Genomic DNA, 19,684 nt, shown 5'->3' with positions numbered 1-19,684 from the left:
TTTTTTATAGAAGTTTGTCACATTGAGCCTGTCGAAACGCCTTGCAGTATTTGAGCAGATCCTTCAACAAGCTCAGGATGACAATTCTATATTATGATACAACCTCTTCTAAGAAATATATATTAATTGTATCCGGGATTTTGTTTCAGTTTAGGATTTAAAATTATGGCCGATGCCGGTATTGGCATTAACCTGTGGAAGGTCTGTGCATCTGTTTTAAAGCCCCATGTTCCCTCATACTTGCCGAAACGGATCATGTCGTTACGGTGCCAGCACTCCCAGGCCATTTCCCTGCAGCGTTCTTTATATAGATCTTCTAAGGTAACTGAAGTCCATGCCGGTGAAGTGGTACGAACGGCACGTAACTGATTAACCAATGATAAAGCCGTTTGACCTTGCGTAGGCGTTGCACCCCTTAATATGGCTTCGGCTTTCATTAATAAAATATCCGAATACCTGAAAACCGGTACGTCGTTATTCTGGTTTCTGCTTGATGAGGTGCTGTCGCAGTAAAACTTATTGTTTCTGTATCCCATATTCCACGCTATTTCATCGTTTCCTGCATCAAAAGGTCTGGATGCATCTCTAAGCGTAACATTTGGAGTAATATCTACCTGATAAGTGAGTGCAGCTGAACCATCAGAACCGGTGTAAAACTGATCATATCCTTTTTTGGTAGTCGCTACGGTTACTGGCGAACCATCGTAATACGTCTGCAATCCTTTTATCCACTGTGCATTCCTTTTATCATTAGGATCATTAAAATTAGCATAATACTCTGGCAAGGTGCTCATTGGTGCACTTGGTGTAAATTTTAAGCTGTACTTTTTCTGTAAAGAGCGCGGTAATGAGTAACGCGAATAAATCATGGTACCATTGCTAAAGCCCGGATCGAAAGGGATGGCAAAAATAAACTCTTTGATCTGAGGACCGTTGTCAATGAAGAACATTTTTCTGTAATCGCTTTCCAAGCTGTATGGAGAACCTGAGGCACCGATAATGGCATCGCACATGGCCACAGCATCGTTGTAGCGTTGAGTTCCGGTATATACTTCGGCATTTAAGTACATTTTGGCTAAGATAGCATAGGCAGTATATTTATTTGGGCGGCCATATGTGGCCGTTCCTACAGCACTGCTTAAATTTGGCAATACTTCTTTAAGTTCTGCCTCAATAAAATTAAAAACTTCCAGGCGTGTTTTGGTTTCGGGCGGTGTAGTTTGACCAAAAGTGGTCACAATCGGAATATTACCCCATAAATCCATCATCATGAAAAAGGCTAAAGCCCTCGTAGCCCTAACTTCGGCTACGGCCACTGTTTTTCCGGGAGATTCCGGAGCATCTTTCAGTAAAAACAAGCTTTGGTTTGCTTTACTGATGGTTGCTGAAAGCCATCCCCAGCCACTGCTGATATGTCCGTTGTCTTTATTCCACGAGTGCTTATGGTGCATTTCGAATACCCCTCCATCGTACCAGTTTCCGCCTCTTGCCGGCATAATGGATTCGTCAGTACTTAACGACTGCATAAAGAAATAATCGGTACTCCAGTTTTGACGAAGCTGTACATATACCTGACCGGTTAGCTGTATATAGTGTTGATCTGTTTGAGGAAATGTTTCAGGAGTTAGCTGTGTTTCCACTTTTAAATCCAGTTTATGGCAGGAAGTTAATACGCCTAGCGATAACGCAGTTCCTGCAATGTATTTGATAAGATTTTTCATCTTTTTAATTTTAGTTAAATGATACGTTTAACCCGAATAAAAATGTTCTGGTTTTAGGGTAAAAGTTATTGGTATCTACCCCTGGAGCAGTACCACCCTGGTTAATTTCCGGGTCTATTCCTTTATAACCGGTAATTACAAACAGGTTATTTGCTGTGGTATACAATCGAATAGAATTTACACCAGGAATAAGTCCTTTTTTGAACGTATATCCTAGTGTGGCATTATCTAAACGCAGGTAACTGCCGTTCTCTAAGAATCTGCTCGAATATTTGTAAGAGTTGAAATCAGCTGTCGATTCATTTTCAACCTCTACAGGGATATTGGTGAACTGGGCAGTACTCGGCCTGAATAAATCGGCACGGGTAACGTTCATAATTTTAACACCTAATACCGCTCTCATGAATACACTTAGATCAAAGTTCTTATACCTTAAATTATTTGACCAACCTAACATCGCTTTTGGTTGTGCATTTCCGAGAATGTAATAATCGGTTTTATTAAGCAAGCCCTGTGTTTTGATGTTTCCGGCTGCATCATAATACTGTGAAACACCATTAGCATCTTTACCTGCATACTTAAAGGTAAAAAATGTTCCGATCGGCTGCCCCGGTTTAAGTATTTGCAATGTTGCACCACTTTGTCCGGCGCCATCTGGAGAAACAGTAAGGCGATCCTCTATATTGAATCTGCTATCGTCCGATAGGGTAATGATTTTATTTTGGTTATGTGCCAGGTTAAAAGTGGTATTCCAGCTGAAGTTTTGGGTGCTAACCGGCGTACCATTTAGAACCACTTCAATACCTTTGTTGCTCAAACTACCAACATTTGCTGTATAAGAACCTGCCGGGAATAAGTTATTATCAACGCCAAATGTCAAAATCAAATCAGTTGTTTTTTTATCGTATACGTCTACTGATCCGCTTAATCTGCCATTAAATAGCCCGAAATCCAAACCAATATTGGTTGTAGCCGTTTTCTCCCATCTCAAATCAGGGTTTTCATTTTGGATGGCACCATAAGCACCTTCTCTTGGCGAACCGTTATAATAAAATTGTCCTACCTGCCCATAAATAAGTTTAGTGGTAAGTGGGGCAAATCCAAGCGAGTTACCTGCAATACCGTAACTACCCCTTAATTTAAGGGTTTTAAGAACGCCTGTATTTTTAAAGAAACTCTCCTGATCAATATTCCATGCTGCACCTACTGACGGGAAATAGCCCCATTTTTCGTTGGCTCCAAATACATTCGACCCATCTTTTCTGATCGATCCCTGGATGAGGTATTTATTTTTATAGTTGTAATTAACCCTTGCAAAATCAGAAATCATCAGTATTTCCTGATAAGTTACCCCCGGATTAAAATCAACCCTGAAATCAGGCACTGCATAGGGGTTTCCTAAACTTAAATTGTTATAACTAACCTGGTTAATCGGGAAATTTGTTGAAGTTGCCTGAAAACCATCGTTATTTAGCGATTGCTGATAAGAATAACCCACTACAGCATTAATATCGTGGTCGCCAAATTTTTTATTCCAGGTTAAATACGTTTCTAAAATTTTATTGGTGTTCTGATAGGCATTTCTTACCGCCACACCATCTTTACCCACTAAGTTTACAAAACTTGGTGTTGCTGGTGGCTCTGGGGTATTCCGAACGTTGTTATACCTCGAAGTATAAATGCTGTTATAAAATGCACCATAAACGTTTTGGCTGTTCTGATAAGATGCTGAAACATCGTAAGAGAAGCCGAATGGCAATTTTAGATTAACCGTTAAATTTCCCAGGATGTTTTTATTCTTCAGGTTCTCTGTACCGTTTTCGAGCATCGAAACCGGGTTATAGTAGCTGGTCTGGATAAGGTTATCAAAATAAGAACCGTCCGGATTCTTTACCGGCGATGTTGGCAGGTAAGTCAGCATCTGTGCCAGTACCGTATTACGGTAAGGAACGAGGTTGGCATTAGTTACTGAGTTACTAATGTTCAATCCGATCTTCAGCCTGTCGTTTAAAGCTTTCTGTTCAATGCCGATGCGGCCAATAAACCTGTTTAAATCGCTGGTTTTAATAATACCATTTTGTTTAAAATAATTTAAACTGGCATTGTAGGTGGTTTTTTCGGTACCGCCGCTCAGCGATACATTGTGGTTGTAAGATAAAGCATTACTGCGCTGTACCTCATCCTGCCAGTTGGTATTGGCACCCTTATCATTTGCCGGCGTGAGGGCAGAATTATTTTTTGCCAGGAATGCCTTTAATTGATCGGCATCCATCATGTCGTACCGGTTAGATACGTTTTCTATACCAAAGTAGCCATTGTAAGCAATTTGTGCTGCACCTGCTACACCTCTTTTGGTGGTAACCATAATTACACCATTAGCGGCCCTGTTACCATAAATAGCGGCAGCTGCAGCATCTTTTAATACGTCGATCGTGGCGATATCGTCTGGCGCCAGAATCGAAATGTCGGCACCAACTACACCATCAATTACAAATAATGGCGATTGGGCTCCATCACGAAGGGTAGAGGCACCGCGCATAATGATGGCTGCATTTTGGCTTGGATCGCCATTTCTGGTAATGTTTAAGCCTGGTACTTTACCTTGCAGCATCTGGCCAACATCACTGATGGCACCTTTATTTAAATCGTCGCCCTTAACTGTTGATATAGAGCTGGTAAGTGTTTTTCTGCTGCTTTTTCCGTAACCTACAACCACTACATCAGTAAGGGATGAACTGGCTTCGCTAATGGTTACCTGGTAGGTAGATGCATTGGTTACGGTAAGTTCTTTTGTTTGATAGCCTAAAAAGCTGAAGAGGATTTTATCTCCTGTTTTTGCAGTGATGCTAAAGGAACCACCAGCTCCGGTTGAGGTCACTTTGGTTGTACCCTTAACAGTAACTGAAGCACCTACAATAGGCAGTTTGGCATCGTCGACTAAATTTCCGGTAATTTTTCGTTCAGTTTGCGCATGGGCAACATTGAATACCTGGCCGAGGAGTAATAACAGCATGAATATGCCACTATACTTTAAGCGTGTACATTTAAATCTCATGATTTTGTAAAATTAGATTCATAAATTGTTTATTTGGTTATAAATGTTTGGAGATAGAATTTAAAATTTAATGTTTGGCGGTAAATATTTAGCAACCAGGGCTTTGTAATAAGGTTCGAGTTCTGCCCAGCTTTTCTGATTGGGATTTTTAGAATACAGGTCGTATGGATTAAACAGGTTAACCCATTTAAACATTTCATGGTCTTTTTCATTCATTAAATGATCATAGGCATTTTCCCTGTGCTGAGAATAAAAAGAGTGGTAGCGAAGCATATACAAGCCTGGTTCTGGCAGGTAGGGTTTCATCATATGGTATACGTATTCATCATGACCCCAAGACATATCTACCTGATCTAATCCGCAGTTTTGAGTGTAAACACCCAATTTTGTTTGATAAATTTCATTTTGATAATCAGGATTGTTGCTGAAAAATTCGGGGTAAACAATTTTATCTGAATAAGCACAACCTACAGGAAAAGTATCGCCAACCACAGCCCATTGTGGCTCTCCAAACAAACACAGTACCTTGCCCATATCATGGATCAATCCTACCAGTACCATCCAGTCCGGGTGACCGTCGTTTCTGATGGCTTCAGACGTTTGCAACAGGTGTTGCATCTGGTCAAGATCGGTATCAGGATCAGAGTCATCCACCAACTTATTTAAAAAATCAAAGGCACTCCAAATTGGCATTTCCTTTTTGTCGAACTTTAAGTACTCTGCTTTTTTCTGTTTGACAAAATCATAGGTCTGGTAGGTATGGTTAAGCCTGTAAAATTCTTTTACGCTATCCTTTTCCGTTTCATCATAATTTCTGAACTGCTCTTCCTTTTTGTCAGCATTGATGGTTTTCGGATCAGGGTAACGGGTTAAAATATCCTCTTCCCATTGATCGAGATTTTGCAACGGATTTTGGTTGTCTTTTAAAGATGTGCTTTGGTTTCTCATAAGGCTGGAAATTTGATTCGTTTGAAATTTTTGTTGGTTACCAGGTTAAAATTGAGTTTTTGTAAGCTTAAAATTTTATTTTTTGCCAATTTTATTTACTTAAACGATTACGTAAATCTTCTTTCGGAATATGAAATATGGAGTAAAATGTCTAATTTTTAGCAGTTGAAGCGGGTTTTTGGTTGGATGGAGGACTTTCTTCCTGGTCGCTTGCGAAAGAATCGGCAAAAGAAAAAAATAATAGTAACATCGACGTTTATTTTCTATTTTCGTTTGTTGCCAGGTATCTCTTCATCACCTGAAAAGGTACCGGGTTGCCGAATCAGTTAACTTGTTTTTGAATATCAATTTCGCTTGGTTATATTCGTATAGCCAGTGAACTGCTGTTCTTGATTGAGGTACTGGTGAGAAAAGGAGGACCCTGCCGGGTGCATTTCAGGCCGGTAATCCTTATCAACTAACAAACAAATGTAAAGACATGGCGGAAGCAGTTAATATTAAACGGTTGGCTCAAGAATTGAATATTTCTATAGCAACCGTTTCTAAGGCCCTCAACGACAGCTATGAAATCAGTTTAAAAACCAAAAACCGGGTATGGAACTTGGCTAAAGAACTGAATTATACCCCAAATCCCGCGGCGAGTAACCTCAGGAGCAATAAAACCAAAACTATTGCGGTGGTTATTCCCTGCGTAGCGAATAATTTTTTTTCATTATCCATAAAGGGAATTGAAGAGATTGCCCGGCAATACGGTTACCATGTACTCATTTATCAGACTCACGAAAATATAGAAGCAGAAATAACTTTTACCAACAGTTTGTTAAACGGGCGGGTAGATGGCATTCTTACTTCAGTATCGAGCAGTGAATATAACAGTGAGTATTATACTAAACTGGTTAAAAAAATCCCATTGGTGTTTTTCGACCGGGTGTACGATAACCTGGATGCAGTTAGGGTAACTACTGACGATTATGAAATTGCTTTTCAGGCCACTGAGCATTTAATTGAGGCTGGCTGTACCAAAATTGCCTATTTATTTGGACTCGAAAATCTTCCGGCAGGGAAAGCGAGGTTTGCAGGCTACCAGGATGCCCTGAAAGCGCACGGAATTGCTTTTATAGAGCAACTTGTTGTTAAATACCATGACGATGAAGAATCTAACCTGCAACAGATAAAGGAATTGCTTGGAAATTATAAACCGGATGCACTTTTTTCTTCAATTGAAGAATTTATCATTCCTGCTTATTGCGCCTGCCGGGAATTGGATTTACAGATTCCAAATCACGTTAAAGTACTCAGTTTTTCTAACCTGAGTACTGCAAAGCTCTTAAACCCCTCGCTCACTACAATTTCACAACCTGCCTTCGAGATCGGGCGCGAGGCGGCAAAATGCCTCTTCAAAATCCTAAACAATAAACAACTGGATGATGAACAGGATATCATATTGAAATCGGTGTTGATCAAGCGCGAATCTACAGGCTGTTAACAGGATAAATCTATGTTGTAACTACCGGATACGCGAAAACGTTTACGTAATTAAATAATTCAATTAAACCATCAACATTGGGATTTTTTCTGATTTTTAGAAAAAACCAAATGTAAAAAAACTTTATGAACCACCTGTCTGCATTCGATTATGTTGTTTTTTTGATGTATTTTATCATTGTTTCGGCATACGGGTACTGGGTTTACCGGAGCAAGAAAAAACAACGTACCGATACCAAAGATTACTTTTTGGCCGAAGGTTCGCTCACCTGGTGGGCAATCGGCGCATCGATCATTGCTTCCAATATTTCTGCCGAACATTTTATTGGTATGTCGGGATCGGGCTTTGCCATGGGGCTTGCCATTGCCAGTTACGAATGGATGGCTGCCGCCACGCTGATTATTGTAGCGGTATTTTTTCTGCCCATTTACATTAAGAACAGAATTTATACCATGCCCCAGTTTCTGTCTAACCGTTATAATAACATGGTAAGTACATTAATGGCTGTTTTTTGGTTACTGGTTTATGTATTTGTAAACTTAACATCCATTTTCTTTCTCGGGGCCATTGCTATCGAAACGATTACGGGTATTCCTTTTAATGTATGTATTATTTTTCTGGCGATTTTTTCAGCCATCATTACCCTAGGTGGCATGAAGGTAATCGGCTATACGGATGTAATACAGGTTTTTGTTTTGGTAGCAGGTGGACTGATTACCTGTTATATGGCACTTAAGCTGGTATCCGAAAAATTAGATGCACCCAGTGTTTTAGCCTCGCTACCTTTATTGCGCAGTGAAGCAGCTGATCATTTTCATATGATATTTTCGAAAGGAGATAAATTTTATAACGAATTGCCAGGCATTGCGGTGCTGGTGGGTGGTTTGTGGATCAACAACTTAAATTACTGGGGATGTAACCAGTATATTGTTCAAAGGGCATTGGGGGCCGATATAAAGACCGGACGTAGTGGATTAATATTTGCGGCATTTTTGAAGTTACTTATTCCGGTAATTGTAGTAATCCCGGGGATTGCGGCTTATGTACTTTATCAGCGTGGTTATTTCCAGTCCGAAATGCTAGATGCTGCCGGAACGGTTAAACCGGACCATGCTTACCCCGTACTGATGAATTTATTGCCTGCAGGGGTAAAGGGACTGGCTTTTGCAGCGCTCACCGCTGCCATTGTGGCCTCTCTTGCCGGAAAGTGTAATAGCATAGCCACCATTTTTACATTGGATATTTACAAAAAGTTTATCAAACCTGAAGCCTCCGAAACCCGGTTGGTTTCAGTTGGTCGATGGTCGGTGGTTGTTGGCTCCCTGATTGCCATTGTTATTGCTCCAGCCTTGCGTAGTTTCGACCAGGTTTACCAGTTTATCCAGGAATATGTTGGGTTTATCTCGCCTGGCGTTTTTGCCATCTTTTTACTCGGCTTTTTCTGGAAAAGAACCACTTCACGTGCCGCACTTACTGCAGCATTGTTAACCATACCACTGTCTACTTTATTTAAGTTTCTGCCTGCATTAAGCCATGGTACCATTGCAGCAATTCCCTTCTTAAACCGGATGTCGTGGGTGTTTATGATCATCCTGGTGGTGATGGCTGTGGTTACCTTAACAGATCCGAAAAGTAAAGGTAATCCACAGGGACTTGAAATTGACCGGAGCATGTTTAAGGTTACTCCGGCATTTACCATTGCCTCGGTGATTATCTGTGGTATTCTCGCAGCACTTTATACGGTTTTTTGGTAAGTATATTGTGCTTAAAATAATTTAACGTATTTATTTATAACGAATTGACGAATGAAGATTAAAGTTTTACTTTTTTTAACCCTGCTGATTCCTTTTGGCGCATGTGCTCAACATAAATTATATAATATTAAAAATTATGGTGCAGTTGGCGATGGTAAAACCAACGATGCTGCTGCTATCCAGAAAACCATAGATGCCTGCTCTGCTGCAGGAGGGGGACAGGTAATTATACCATCCGGCCATGTGTTTTTAACCGGCCCGTTTAACTTGAAATCGTTTGTTGATTTAAGAGTGGAAGGTGGTGCCAAGCTGCTGGCAAGTCCCGACGAGAAATTGTATACACAAAGCGCTTTTAGAGAAAATAGGGGCGAGGGGACCATTTGGATTGGCGGAGAAAAACTGGAGCAGGTGAGCATTAGCGGGAGCGGTGTAATTGATGGAAATGGGATTTCGTTTATGGGAGAGGAGCTTAACGATTCATATGTATTAAAACCCTTTAATGTTGTAGATCCACGGCCTCACCTGCTTACTTTAACCGGTTGTACTAAATTGAATATAGATGGGGTAACTTTTCAGAATTCTGCCTATTGGACGGTGCACCTGGTAGGTTGTAATGATGTATCGATATCGAATATAACGTTACTGAACAGCATCAAGATCCGTAATAGTGATGGCATTGATCTGGATCACAGTAAAAATGTGCGGATTACCAATTGTTTTATCGAATCGGGCGATGACTGTATCTGCTTAAAAAACAGGCGTGAATATGAAGAATATGGTGCCTGTGAAAATATTGTGATCAGTAACTGTACCATGACCTCCAGCTCATGTGCCATCAAAATAGGGTCTGAAAACATGGACCGGATCAGTAATGTTCTGATTAATAATTGTAATATCAGGAAGAGCAATCGCGGCATCGGCATTCAGAACCGCGATGAGGGTACAGTAAGTAATGTGGTTTTCTCTAACCTTTTTATCGAATCGAAACTTTTTTCGGATGTATGGTGGGGCAAGGCAGAGCCGATTTATATTACGGCTTATCCAAGAGCCACCAGCAATAATAAAGATGCGGGTTGGCGTTTACCAAAGGGACAAACCAAGGGCAAGGTTGGGGCAGTTAAAAATATTTATTTCAGTAATATCCGCTGTACCGGAGAAAGCGGTGTGTACATCAGTGGCGAAAGTCCCGATAAAATTTCGGAGATCTATTTCGACCAGGTTAGCGTATACCTCGATAAAACCACCAAAGAAGCAGGCGGGGTATACGATCGCAGGCCAAGCAATGTAGAAGGGCTTGTTAAAAGTGCCATAGCAGGATTTTATTTTGAAAATGCCGGATACATCAGCCTGCTTAACAGCAATGTAGTGTGGGGTGAAAATAAACCAGGCTATGCAGGGAAAGCCCTGGAACAAAAGAACGTTAATAAACTTAGAACGGTTAATTTTAGCGAAACCACGGTGGGTAAATAGAATATGATGAGATAATTTACCACCTTAGGCCGTGTTCTTCTACAGGATCTATCATATCAAATATATACTGTTTTTACTTAAACGTTTACGCAAATAAATACACCTAAATTTAATTAAAGGCCTGATTTTTTTAACAACTTCGCTATACCATAACCGCTGCCATAGGCAATAGTATGGAAAATATTCGCTGTTGTGGGACTAGAAATATATGTTAAAAAAGATAAACGTATTGGTTGATCTGCCCGATTTTGGCACCATAGAGTTGCCATTAGTTTATACAATGAGCATGGAAGGAAATGAAAAAGGTACTTGTTTGGTCAACTGTAAAATAATGCTCAGTGCCGAAAATCTGCCAGAATGGTTATTAAGCACCGCGTTTAGCATTGTTTATACCCAGGCAGAGGCTGAAAGTGCAAACATTGTTTCAGTGTGTGCGGATAGCGGAACCACAAACCGCTATCATGAAATCATGCTGAGCATTGTATCCTCATATATTAAGCTCAAAGAAGATCGTGTTGGCTTAAATTAGTTTATGGTGGTAATTAAAATTTAATTGCTTAATTTATTGAAATTTAACTTGTTGTTTGGCAGGGATTTCAGCCAATGCATAATTAATTTCATTGATGGTCTTGATACTGAAAACATGCCTGCCAATTAACCACCGTTTAATTTCATCAGGATTAATATCCAGAATCGAAGCAAGATCATTTTCTGTAGCACCCTTTTCTGCGAGCAATGTTGTCGTTTTATTGGCAACTTCGAGGTTTAGCTGGCCTAGTTTCTCAATTGCAGGATTTCCGGTTTCTTGCAGCCAGATCGAAACAAAATCGTTTTCTTCCATTTTATTCTTTTTATCTTTTAGAACAAGATGGTGCTTAATAAACAACCGCCTTGCTGGGCGGCAAATTTAGCGATTAAGCCCATTATTGCAAATCAGAATCAAAAGAAAGCTAATAATGCCTTTATTAGCTGTATGTCCATAAATAACCGGGTGATTGTTCTTATCTTAGTGCTTAATGCAGCCAAAATTTACCCTAAAACAGACCACCTTTTCGATTATTTTTTGGCTTTGCTTATATTTTGAAATTTAAATTAAATCTATTGTAAATGGCATCAGATCAGAAATTCGTAGACTTCATAATCGATCAGATTGATTATTCAGAACATGTTACCTGTAAGAAAATGTTTGGCGAATATGGTTTGTATTTTGATGCTAAGCTATTTGCACTTGTGTGCGACAATAAGCTGTTTGTTAAGCCAACTTTAGCGGGGAGAGCATATATCGTGGATGTTATAGAAGCACCGCCATACCCAGGTGCAAAAAATCAACTTCTAATCGAGGAGCAGTTGGAAGATCGCGATTGGCTAAAAAAACTGGTAACCATCACAGTAGCTGAACTGCCTGAACCTAAACCCAAGAAAAAGCAATAAAGGCAGGATCTAATTTTGCTTCCAACGTACGGTATTATTAAAAATGGTTAGTTGTTGTAATGGTGTTTAAATTTCGTAACAAGCTTGTTTTATTACCCTGAATTAGGGGCTGCAATGCTGACACAGGATTGCTATAGCATATATTTTCGCTATATTGTAACGATGAAAAATTTATGCCTGTTTTTATTGTTATCGCTTTCTTTTAGCCCTTTATTTGCACAGCAAACGCAAAAACCAATGCTTTATGGCAACAATTGGATGGCCATTACCGGAAAGCCGATGGCAGCTACAGCAGGGGCAATAGTCTTTCAGCAAGGTGGAAATGCTGTTGATGCCGCATGTGCCATGTTGGCCGCCACTTGCACCATGTGGGATACCCTGAGCTGGGGAGGAGAAACACAAGCGCTGATCTATAACCCGAAAACAAAAAAGGTGATGGCCATTAATGCGATGGGCATTGCCCCAACGGGAGCAACCGTAGCCTTTTTTAAAGCTAAAGGTTATAATTTTCCGCCCGAATATGGCCCTTTGGCAGCAACCACACCAGGTACGCCTGGTGGGCTAATCTACATGCTGAGCAAATATGGCAGCATGAGCCTGAAGCAGGTTTTAGCGCCTGCCATGCACATGGCTGCAGGTTATGCTATAGAAGCACAGGCGGCAAACAGCATGGAGCGCGATAAAGAATTGATTAAAACCTGGCCTTACAGCAAAAAAGTGCTGCTGCCACATCTGGGACAAAAACGCGAAGCACCAGAAGCGGGGGAGGTTTTTATTCAAAAAGATTTACTGTCTACCCTAAGCAAAATGGTTGAAGCCGAGCAGGCCGCGTTAAAGAAAGGCCGCTCCAGGCAAGAGGCATTAATGGCCGCCTACGATCGTTTCTATAAAGGAGATATCGGGCAAGAATTTGTTCGCGGAAGTAAAGAACAAGGTGGTTTAATTACCATGGATGACCTGGCTAAATGGAAACCTGTTGAGGAAGAAGCATTAAGCACCGATTATAAAGGCATTAAAGTTTACAAGTTAAAACAGTGGACCCAAGGCCCGGTTTTACTGCAGGCTTTGAATATACTCGAGAATTTTGACCTGAAAGCAATGGGTTATAACAGCTCAAAATATATTCATACCGTTTACCAGGCCATGAACCTGTCTTTTGCAGACCGTGATTTTTATTATGGAGATCCAAACCAGTACCCTGCAGAGCCGATGGAGGGCTTATTAAGTAAAGATTATGCCAAACAAAGGGCATCGCTTATCAGGTTTGATAAAAATAGTGCAAACATCGGCCCCGGCGATCCTTATCCATACGAGGGCAAGAAAAACCCTTATTTAAAGCTGTTAAAAAGCAGGGGCTTTAACCCCGATACAGGCAGCCGTAATTTTGCCCCGAAGCACGATCTGGGGAACAATACACCAAAAGAAATTTATGAAGACCGTTTATGGCGCGGAACAACATCTATAGAAGCTGCAGACAAAGCAGGTTGGGTGGTTTCTGTTACGCCAAGCGGGGGCTGGCTCCCGGCCTGTATTGCAGGTAATACCGGAATTGGAATGAGCCAACGCATGCAAAGCTTTGTGCTCGATTCTACCCTGAATCCCTTTAATGTTGTTGCGCCTGGCAAAAGGCCCAGAGTAACCTTATCGCCCTCGTTGTTTCTTAAAGATGGTAAACCTTTTATATCGGCTGCAGTTCAGGGAGGGGATACGCAGGACCAGAACCTGTTGCAGTTTTTTTTAAACATGGCTGAGTTTAACATGAATGTTCAAAAGGCAACCGAAGCGCCTAACTTTAATACCAATCAGCTTTGGCTTTCACTTGGAGGCTCTAAAACAAGCGACAGAGAACCAAAGCCTGGTCAGATTTTGTTAAATGCGAACACCAAAGAGGAGGTGCGCGATGAACTGAAAAAAATGGGCTATGTGCTCAGTTTCTCAGAACGGACCAGTGGGCCGATCAATGCTATTTATTTTGATTGGAAGCACAATAGCTTTCAAGGTGGTTCGAGTAACCATGGCGAAGATTACGGCATTGCATGGTAAACCGCTATCCAAACCTCATTTTTTTGATTAAAACCTAAAAATAACACTTTGGTCTACGGCTTTTTTGGGTTTGGAGGTAATAGCCTACTGAAATTTCGTGTGAACCATAATCGTAATTGCTCAGTTTATTAAGGCTGTAATCGTAGCCATAACCAATGCGCAGATTGGATCTTATAAACAATTCGCTGATGAAACCCAATGCCGCTCTACTGGTTAAGCCGCTTTGCAGGTTATCTTTTGGATAAATTTTTACCGAAGTTCGATAAACAGCGCCAAGCCAGAAACGCTCTTTTACGAGTAAAAAGGCATTTAAATCTAACGAAGTTGGTCCGTGTAAATCATCTTTGATTAAAAAAGTGGGTTTAAAAACAAAATCATCATTTACTGGCAGGGCAACTCCTGCACTCAGGTAAAAATGTGGTTGAATTTTTATGTTGAGCGAATTATAGTCGCTAAATACTGATAAGGTTTTAGAAAAGAGGTTATTAGCCGAAAAACCAATAAAAAACTTCTCATTTGAATAATGGATACCGGCACGTATATCGGGTTGGGTCTGACTTGTTGATCCGGTAGGAATGCGGTTATCGCCCGATTCGATAGGATCTAACATATTGCCGTTTAAAGAGGCCTGTATTACCCCAATGCCCATACCGAAAGCGAGGATATTGGTTTCAGTACGGTCGAGTTTTATCCTGTAAGCAAAATTTGCCGATGCATTTAAAGTATTCTGTGCACCAATTTTATCTTTGGTTACAATCAGTCCCAGGCCAAGACTTTCGTCATTTACCGCTTCATCTGCCGCTATAGAAAGCGTTTGTGGTGCACCGCGAACACCGGTCCATTGTGCCCGGGCAAAAGCCTGCAGGTAAAGTTCTTCCTTATAACCCGCATAGGCAGGATTGATGTACATGCCATTAAAAACATATTGCCCAAACTGGGCATCCTGCTGCGCAAAAGCCTTAACAGATAATAGTGTAATGATCAAAACAAAAAAAAGTCTTTTCAAAATGTTCATGTCTGTATTTTGTTTTATTTACCGGATTACCGTTACATAACCTTTGTAGTCTTGCCAGTTTGCCGTTCCATTTCTAACCCTAATTACGTAAAAATAAGTTCCATCAGTAAGCCCCGTAGCCGTCCAGTCGTTCTTGTAATGATTGGATTGATAAACCGTGCTTCCCCAGCGGTTAATGATCGTAACTTCGTTCGATTCGAAGGATTCCAGGTGTTCAATGTAAAAAGTTTCGTTTTTGCCATCCCCATTAGGCGTGAAAACGTTGGGTATTCTTAACCCCGAAATCTCTTTTTTATCGGTTGATGTATTATTGGCTAGGTTAGGATCAAATTCTGCAGCACTTACAGTAGCTGTATTACTCACCATACCCGATTGCTTAGATCTTACCCTGATAACCAGTTCGGCAAACTTGCCATTGGGTAATAAGGGGATGTTCCAGTTAATTGTTCGGCTTAGCTGATCGTAACTGGCTACTCCATCTGTGGGCTGATTCAGGTTCTCTAAAGAAAGATTTTCAGGAAGTGCATCTTTGATCGCCAACTGGGTGGCATCGTCACTACCGTTATTTCTAACATTCAGGTAATACTCAAAAACCTGATCACTCACTACGATCTTTGATTCTGATCGTTTTGTTATGGCAACATCTGCACTAAGCTGCGGCAATACAATAACCTCTATTTCATCTGAAATATCCGATGTACAGCCCAATTTATTTATAGCAGCAACTTTATAAATGCCCGCTGTAGCGGTAATAAGTTTCGGCTTATTTTGTCCTTGTACCAGAATACCATCCTTATACCAGATATATGAAGCTGCCCCAGCCGAACTGGCATACAGAACCACCGACGATCCTTGTCTGATCGTAATGGTTTGCCGCTCATCGGAAGCAACATGGCCCATTGCTGTTTGAATAAAAAACAAAAGCAAAGCCAATGACAGAAAGGAGGATATCCTTAGCTTCATTTATAAAACAATTACCTGGGAAACGAAATCGGTTTAGAAAGTAACCGCAGAGGCTGTGCCGGTAATGGTTCCAGGGGTGATGGTTGGTTTAACAGGTTTAGCTGTTACTGTAACATCATGATCTGCCCATTGCGCACAATATTTGTTGCCATTAATAACATAACCTACTTTTAACCGATGTGTTTTTGTTCCAACAGTAGCCGGAGCCGCTGGCGTATAATCTTTCGTTGTTGCACCTGCAATCGCCGTTTCTACGCCTCCTGTTACCGTATACCACTGATAGGCTAGATCCGGAATGTTGGTCGCATCAGGATTAGTAACCGCACCAACCTGGGCCAATGGACTTTCAAGACAGAAATCAGCCGGTGTGAAATTAACCACCAGTGGCTTAAGTACATATACCGGAATTTCCTGTAGTTCAGATTCGCAGGAGCCTGGTGTGGTCGATTTAGAACTTAGATAATAATAACCCGTATTTAAATCATTAGCTGCGATTTTATTTCCAGAAACCAAAGTAACACCCGTACTTGGTGTGGTAGTTTGTGTGGCACTGTACTTAACAATCCAGTCAGCTCCGGCTGGAGGAGCAGGTAAAGTAAGGTCGGATCCTTGGCAAAATAAATTAACGCCGCTTGTGGTGGGTAATACCTGGGCCGATACTTTCGAAAATGTACAGATCAACAGAAATGTAATGGTTAAAACGGTTTTTGTAATGGAGTTGTTCATGGGGATGATTTTTTTTGTTTATTAATATTGTGAATTAGTTGGCACCATCACATGTGGTGCCGATGGTTTTGGATTTATTTTAATATTGAAATTAATCTGGGTACTGCAACCCGCTGCATTTTTGATGGTCAATACTCCGGTATGCAAACCTAAAGCCGCATTTAAGGGAATGTTTAAAGGAATGTTTCCTGCAGGTAAGGGCTGGCTGTTAACCGGGGCAAAATCAGGTGTATCCCAGGTAATGCTATAGATAGTTGGATTGTTTAAAGCGTTAGTATAAGGGAGAGCAGAAGAGGTAAACCCCTGGCATATTTCAGGGTCAGTACCTAAGGTTAAATTTGGAAGCGGGTTTATAGTTACTGTAAAATCTGTTGTTTTCTCCTGGCAGCCCTTCGCTGTGGCCGTTATGGTAGCAGTACCGGTAAATGTAGTATTCCAGGTTACTTTACCATTGCTTGCATCAATAACACCGGCTGCTAAGGGTAACATGGAGTACACGATTTGCGTGGCATTTGTAGCGGTTGCAGTATAGGTGTCGGTACCGGTACCGACACAACGTGTACTGGTTAATCCATTATTAAAAACCGGACTGCTTACATTGCCATTTACGGTTATGTTACCGGTTATGGTTAGTGCAGCGCCGGCAGTACCAGTTACCGTATAGGTTTTTGGTGGCCCCGCTGTGGTTGGCGTACCGCTAATGGTTAATTTTTTTGTTGCATTATTGTATACAGCATTAATTCCCGCAGGTAATCCACTCACCGTAACATTAGTTGTTGCTGATGGGATATCGAAAACAATATCGTTCATGGCTGTACCCACGCACACTTCTCTGTCGCCTGATCCGGTAGTGGTTTTAGCCGAACTCTGATCGTTACTGCTAACCTGGTCGGGTTGTGAACCTGTGATGCTGGCATTGTTGGTGTTTACGCCTGTTTTTACCACTTTAGCAGTAATTTTTAAGCTGATACTGGCGTTACTGGCTAAATCTCCAATGGTCCATATGCCCGAAACAGGATCATAACTTGTACCTGATGGCGCTACGCTCGATACATAAGTAAAACCATCAGGAAGCAGATCTGTAACTGACACTCCAACTGCATTGCCATCACCTAAATTTTGGGCCTTAAGGGTAAAAACCACGTTCGTATTCAATTCCGGATAAGCAACGTCAACCGTTTTAGTAATAGAACGGTCGATATTACAAAGTGAGATATTTAATGGGAGGGAAGGCGCACTAATGCCGCAATCCAGGCTGTAACTAACGGCATAATTACCCGAGGTACTGGCCACATAGGTACTGTTATTAGCCCCGCTTATCGCATTTCCGTTAAGATACCACTGATAAGATGAAGCATTTGGATTTGCCGTAAGCGTTGCCGATGCACAATTGGTTTGCGATACCAGTGGCAGATCGCCCTTTTCGGGAAAGCGTGAAATAAAGTTAGACATGGAGAACCCGTCACCTTGTTGCACCATGGAAACGGTAAGCCGTTCCGAACTGTTAATCATGATCGTTTTTGGTGAGCCAATATTTGCCTTTGTAAAGCTTATTAAATACAGACCGGAAGTTCCCAGTGCTTTACGGGCACCGACACTGGGTATCGTTTCAATGTCGCTGTTGGTATAATTGGTTGTACCCTGTTGGGTTGTAAGGTAAATTTTAGCCGTACTCCTTGTAATGATGTAGCCAAAATAGGATAAATCACTATTGTTATAAGCGGTGAATTTACTGGTTTCGACTTTTTTGGATCCCGAACAGCTGGATATCGGGACTAAAGTAGCAACATCGACCTCGCAACCCCCTCCGCCTGAAATGCCAGCTGTACCTGAAAAAACTTGTACATTCTTACTCGCTACAATTCTTGACGACGAATATCGGCCTGTATTTATGCCTGGCGGATTTGCTGTACTATATGTTCCGGAAACAAAACCATGCTCAAACGTTTTAAAATCTCCAGCCTGGGCCAGCGTATAAGTAGTTACCCTCTTCTGGGTTCCATTCAGGTCAAAGTCGGTAACTGTAACTACGGTGTTGGCCTCTGTTGCAATCACCGTGGTCTGCTCGGCGGTTGAATTACCTTCGCCTCTAACCACAACATACTCCTGCCCCAATGAGGCAATAGGCGGAATTGGATTGTAAGCACCATCTCCACAACCGCCGGGAGCATCAAGGTCTGCTGCGGTATTCATCACAGCGGGTCCGGATGATTCTACCAAGGTTCCCATTGGTGCATTGAAAAGATAACTTTGTCCGGCATTTAACGTTGCTTTTGCTACTCCGGCTATTTTAACAATGGTGTTGTTTTCGGTAGCCATAATGCTATATATGGGAGCATGCGAACCGGTAGCAAGATTGCCGTCGCGATAGTAGCCTACTCGGAATGAGGTTCCGATTGCCGCGTCACCAAAACTGAAAAGTGAGGCATTACCCTTAATGTCTGTATCCGTACCATCAGTTCCTAAATTATCTGAAGCAACATTTCTTAAGTTAACTGAAACTGATCCGGTGGCTTCTATAATTAATCCGGCTCCGGATATTACGGTATTTAGAGGATGTGCAGGTACATCTTTAGGTAATCCGCTAAAGCGTTGTACATAAGGTGTACCCTGCACACAAGTGAAGTTGAATAAGAGTGTACCATCACTTTTCTTTATTGTACCGGTAACAGTTCCAACATCCGAAGTAATAACTATTTCGTTGGCCTTACTCCAATATTGCCATGGGGCAGGAGCAATATAATGCTTAGAATAACTGCTGGCATAAAAGCGATTAAAGGCACTTTTGTTGGCTTTGGCAACAAAAGGTAAAGAAAAATTACTAAAGCTAATCTTTGCTGCAGCCCTGACTTCATTGTGTGCAAACACAATATTTGCACAGCAAAGCAATATTGAAACCAATAAGCCGTTAAGTAAGTATAAATACAGCAGAAAAGCCTTAGTCATAAATAACCTTTTGAAACCCATATACGACTTCGCATGGACCTAATTATTCATTAAAGGCAGAGAGCGATTAATAAATTTTAGCATTATAAAACAGCCGATTTTATAGGATCGGATCTTATTGATGCT

14 protein-coding genes are annotated in these 19,684 nt (G+C 41.3%); 6 read left to right on the top strand and 8 right to left on the bottom strand.

Annotated features, from left to right (window positions below; all coding sequences use genetic code 11):
- Window positions 1-122: 122 nt before the first annotated feature.
- From GGQ60_RS06420 to GGQ60_RS06410, 3 genes are read right to left on the bottom strand one after another with little or no spacing between them, the layout of a single operon-like run.
- A complete protein-coding gene (locus GGQ60_RS06420; protein WP_183761054.1) occupies window positions 123-1,721 on the bottom strand; it encodes a RagB/SusD family nutrient uptake outer membrane protein in 1,599 nt (532 codons plus the stop codon).
- Window positions 1,722-1,731: 10 nt separating this feature from the next.
- On the bottom strand, window positions 1,732-4,776 hold the full coding sequence (locus GGQ60_RS06415) for a SusC/RagA family TonB-linked outer membrane protein (RefSeq protein WP_183761051.1): 3,045 nt from the start codon (window positions 4,774-4,776) through the stop codon (window positions 1,732-1,734).
- Window positions 4,777-4,836: 60 nt separating this feature from the next.
- A complete protein-coding gene (locus GGQ60_RS06410) occupies window positions 4,837-5,724 on the bottom strand; it encodes an inositol oxygenase family protein (protein ID WP_183761048.1) in 888 nt (295 codons plus the stop codon).
- Window positions 5,725-6,202: 478 nt separating this feature from the next.
- Between GGQ60_RS06410 and GGQ60_RS06405 the strand changes: the two genes are divergently transcribed.
- The 4 genes from GGQ60_RS06405 to GGQ60_RS06390 all read left to right on the top strand — a co-directional run bounded on the left by GGQ60_RS06405 (window position 6,203) and on the right by GGQ60_RS06390 (window position 10,963).
- Window positions 6,203-7,210: a LacI family DNA-binding transcriptional regulator gene (locus GGQ60_RS06405; protein WP_183761045.1), complete on the top strand. Its 1,008-nt coding sequence runs from the start codon at window positions 6,203-6,205 to the stop codon at window positions 7,208-7,210.
- Between the two features lie 125 nt (window positions 7,211-7,335).
- Complete coding sequence (locus GGQ60_RS06400; RefSeq protein ID WP_183761042.1) at window positions 7,336-8,964, top strand: sodium/sugar symporter; 1,629 nt, start codon at window positions 7,336-7,338, stop codon at window positions 8,962-8,964.
- A gap of 51 nt (window positions 8,965-9,015) precedes the next feature.
- On the top strand, window positions 9,016-10,434 hold the full coding sequence (locus GGQ60_RS06395) for a glycoside hydrolase family 28 protein (RefSeq protein WP_183761039.1): 1,419 nt from the start codon (window positions 9,016-9,018) through the stop codon (window positions 10,432-10,434).
- A gap of 208 nt (window positions 10,435-10,642) precedes the next feature.
- On the top strand, window positions 10,643-10,963 hold the full coding sequence (locus tag GGQ60_RS06390; protein WP_183761036.1) for a hypothetical protein: 321 nt from the start codon (window positions 10,643-10,645) through the stop codon (window positions 10,961-10,963).
- Between the two features lie 33 nt (window positions 10,964-10,996).
- Here the strand turns inward: GGQ60_RS06390 and GGQ60_RS06385 are convergent, their stop codons facing one another.
- Window positions 10,997-11,275, bottom strand: a complete 279-nt coding sequence (locus tag GGQ60_RS06385; protein WP_183761033.1) for a hypothetical protein — start codon at window positions 11,273-11,275, stop codon at window positions 10,997-10,999.
- Between the two features lie 266 nt (window positions 11,276-11,541).
- Between GGQ60_RS06385 and GGQ60_RS06380 the strand changes: the two genes are divergently transcribed.
- A complete protein-coding gene (locus GGQ60_RS06380) occupies window positions 11,542-11,865 on the top strand; it encodes a TfoX/Sxy family protein (RefSeq protein WP_183761029.1) in 324 nt (107 codons plus the stop codon).
- A 162-nt stretch (window positions 11,866-12,027) separates the two neighbouring features.
- On the top strand, window positions 12,028-13,908 hold the full coding sequence (locus GGQ60_RS06375) for a gamma-glutamyltransferase family protein (RefSeq protein WP_183761026.1): 1,881 nt from the start codon (window positions 12,028-12,030) through the stop codon (window positions 13,906-13,908).
- A gap of 34 nt (window positions 13,909-13,942) precedes the next feature.
- Here GGQ60_RS06375 and GGQ60_RS06370 read toward each other — a convergent pair whose 3' ends face one another.
- The 4 genes from GGQ60_RS06370 to GGQ60_RS06355 are packed head-to-tail and all read right to left on the bottom strand — an operon-like array spanning window position 13,943 to window position 19,558.
- The gene (locus tag GGQ60_RS06370; RefSeq protein WP_229685101.1) at window positions 13,943-14,923 is read right to left on the bottom strand and encodes a PorP/SprF family type IX secretion system membrane protein; all 981 of its coding nucleotides are present in this window, start codon (window positions 14,921-14,923) and stop codon (window positions 13,943-13,945) included.
- Window positions 14,924-14,941: 18 nt separating this feature from the next.
- The gene (locus GGQ60_RS06365; RefSeq protein ID WP_183761023.1) at window positions 14,942-15,886 is read right to left on the bottom strand and encodes a T9SS type B sorting domain-containing protein; all 945 of its coding nucleotides are present in this window, start codon (window positions 15,884-15,886) and stop codon (window positions 14,942-14,944) included.
- 33 nt (window positions 15,887-15,919) lie between these two features.
- Window positions 15,920-16,612, bottom strand: a complete 693-nt coding sequence (locus tag GGQ60_RS06360) for a hypothetical protein (RefSeq protein WP_183761020.1) — start codon at window positions 16,610-16,612, stop codon at window positions 15,920-15,922.
- Between the two features lie 21 nt (window positions 16,613-16,633).
- A complete protein-coding gene (locus tag GGQ60_RS06355; protein WP_183761017.1) occupies window positions 16,634-19,558 on the bottom strand; it encodes a DUF11 domain-containing protein in 2,925 nt (974 codons plus the stop codon).
- Window positions 19,559-19,684 lie beyond the last annotated feature (126 nt).

The sequence above is a fragment of the Pedobacter zeae genome (assembly GCF_014196715.1).
GTDB classification, from domain to species: Bacteria; Bacteroidota; Bacteroidia; order Sphingobacteriales; family Sphingobacteriaceae; genus Pedobacter; species Pedobacter zeae.
The sequence above is the reverse complement of the archived record's forward strand: the minus strand, read 5'-3'. Positions and strand labels throughout refer to the sequence as shown.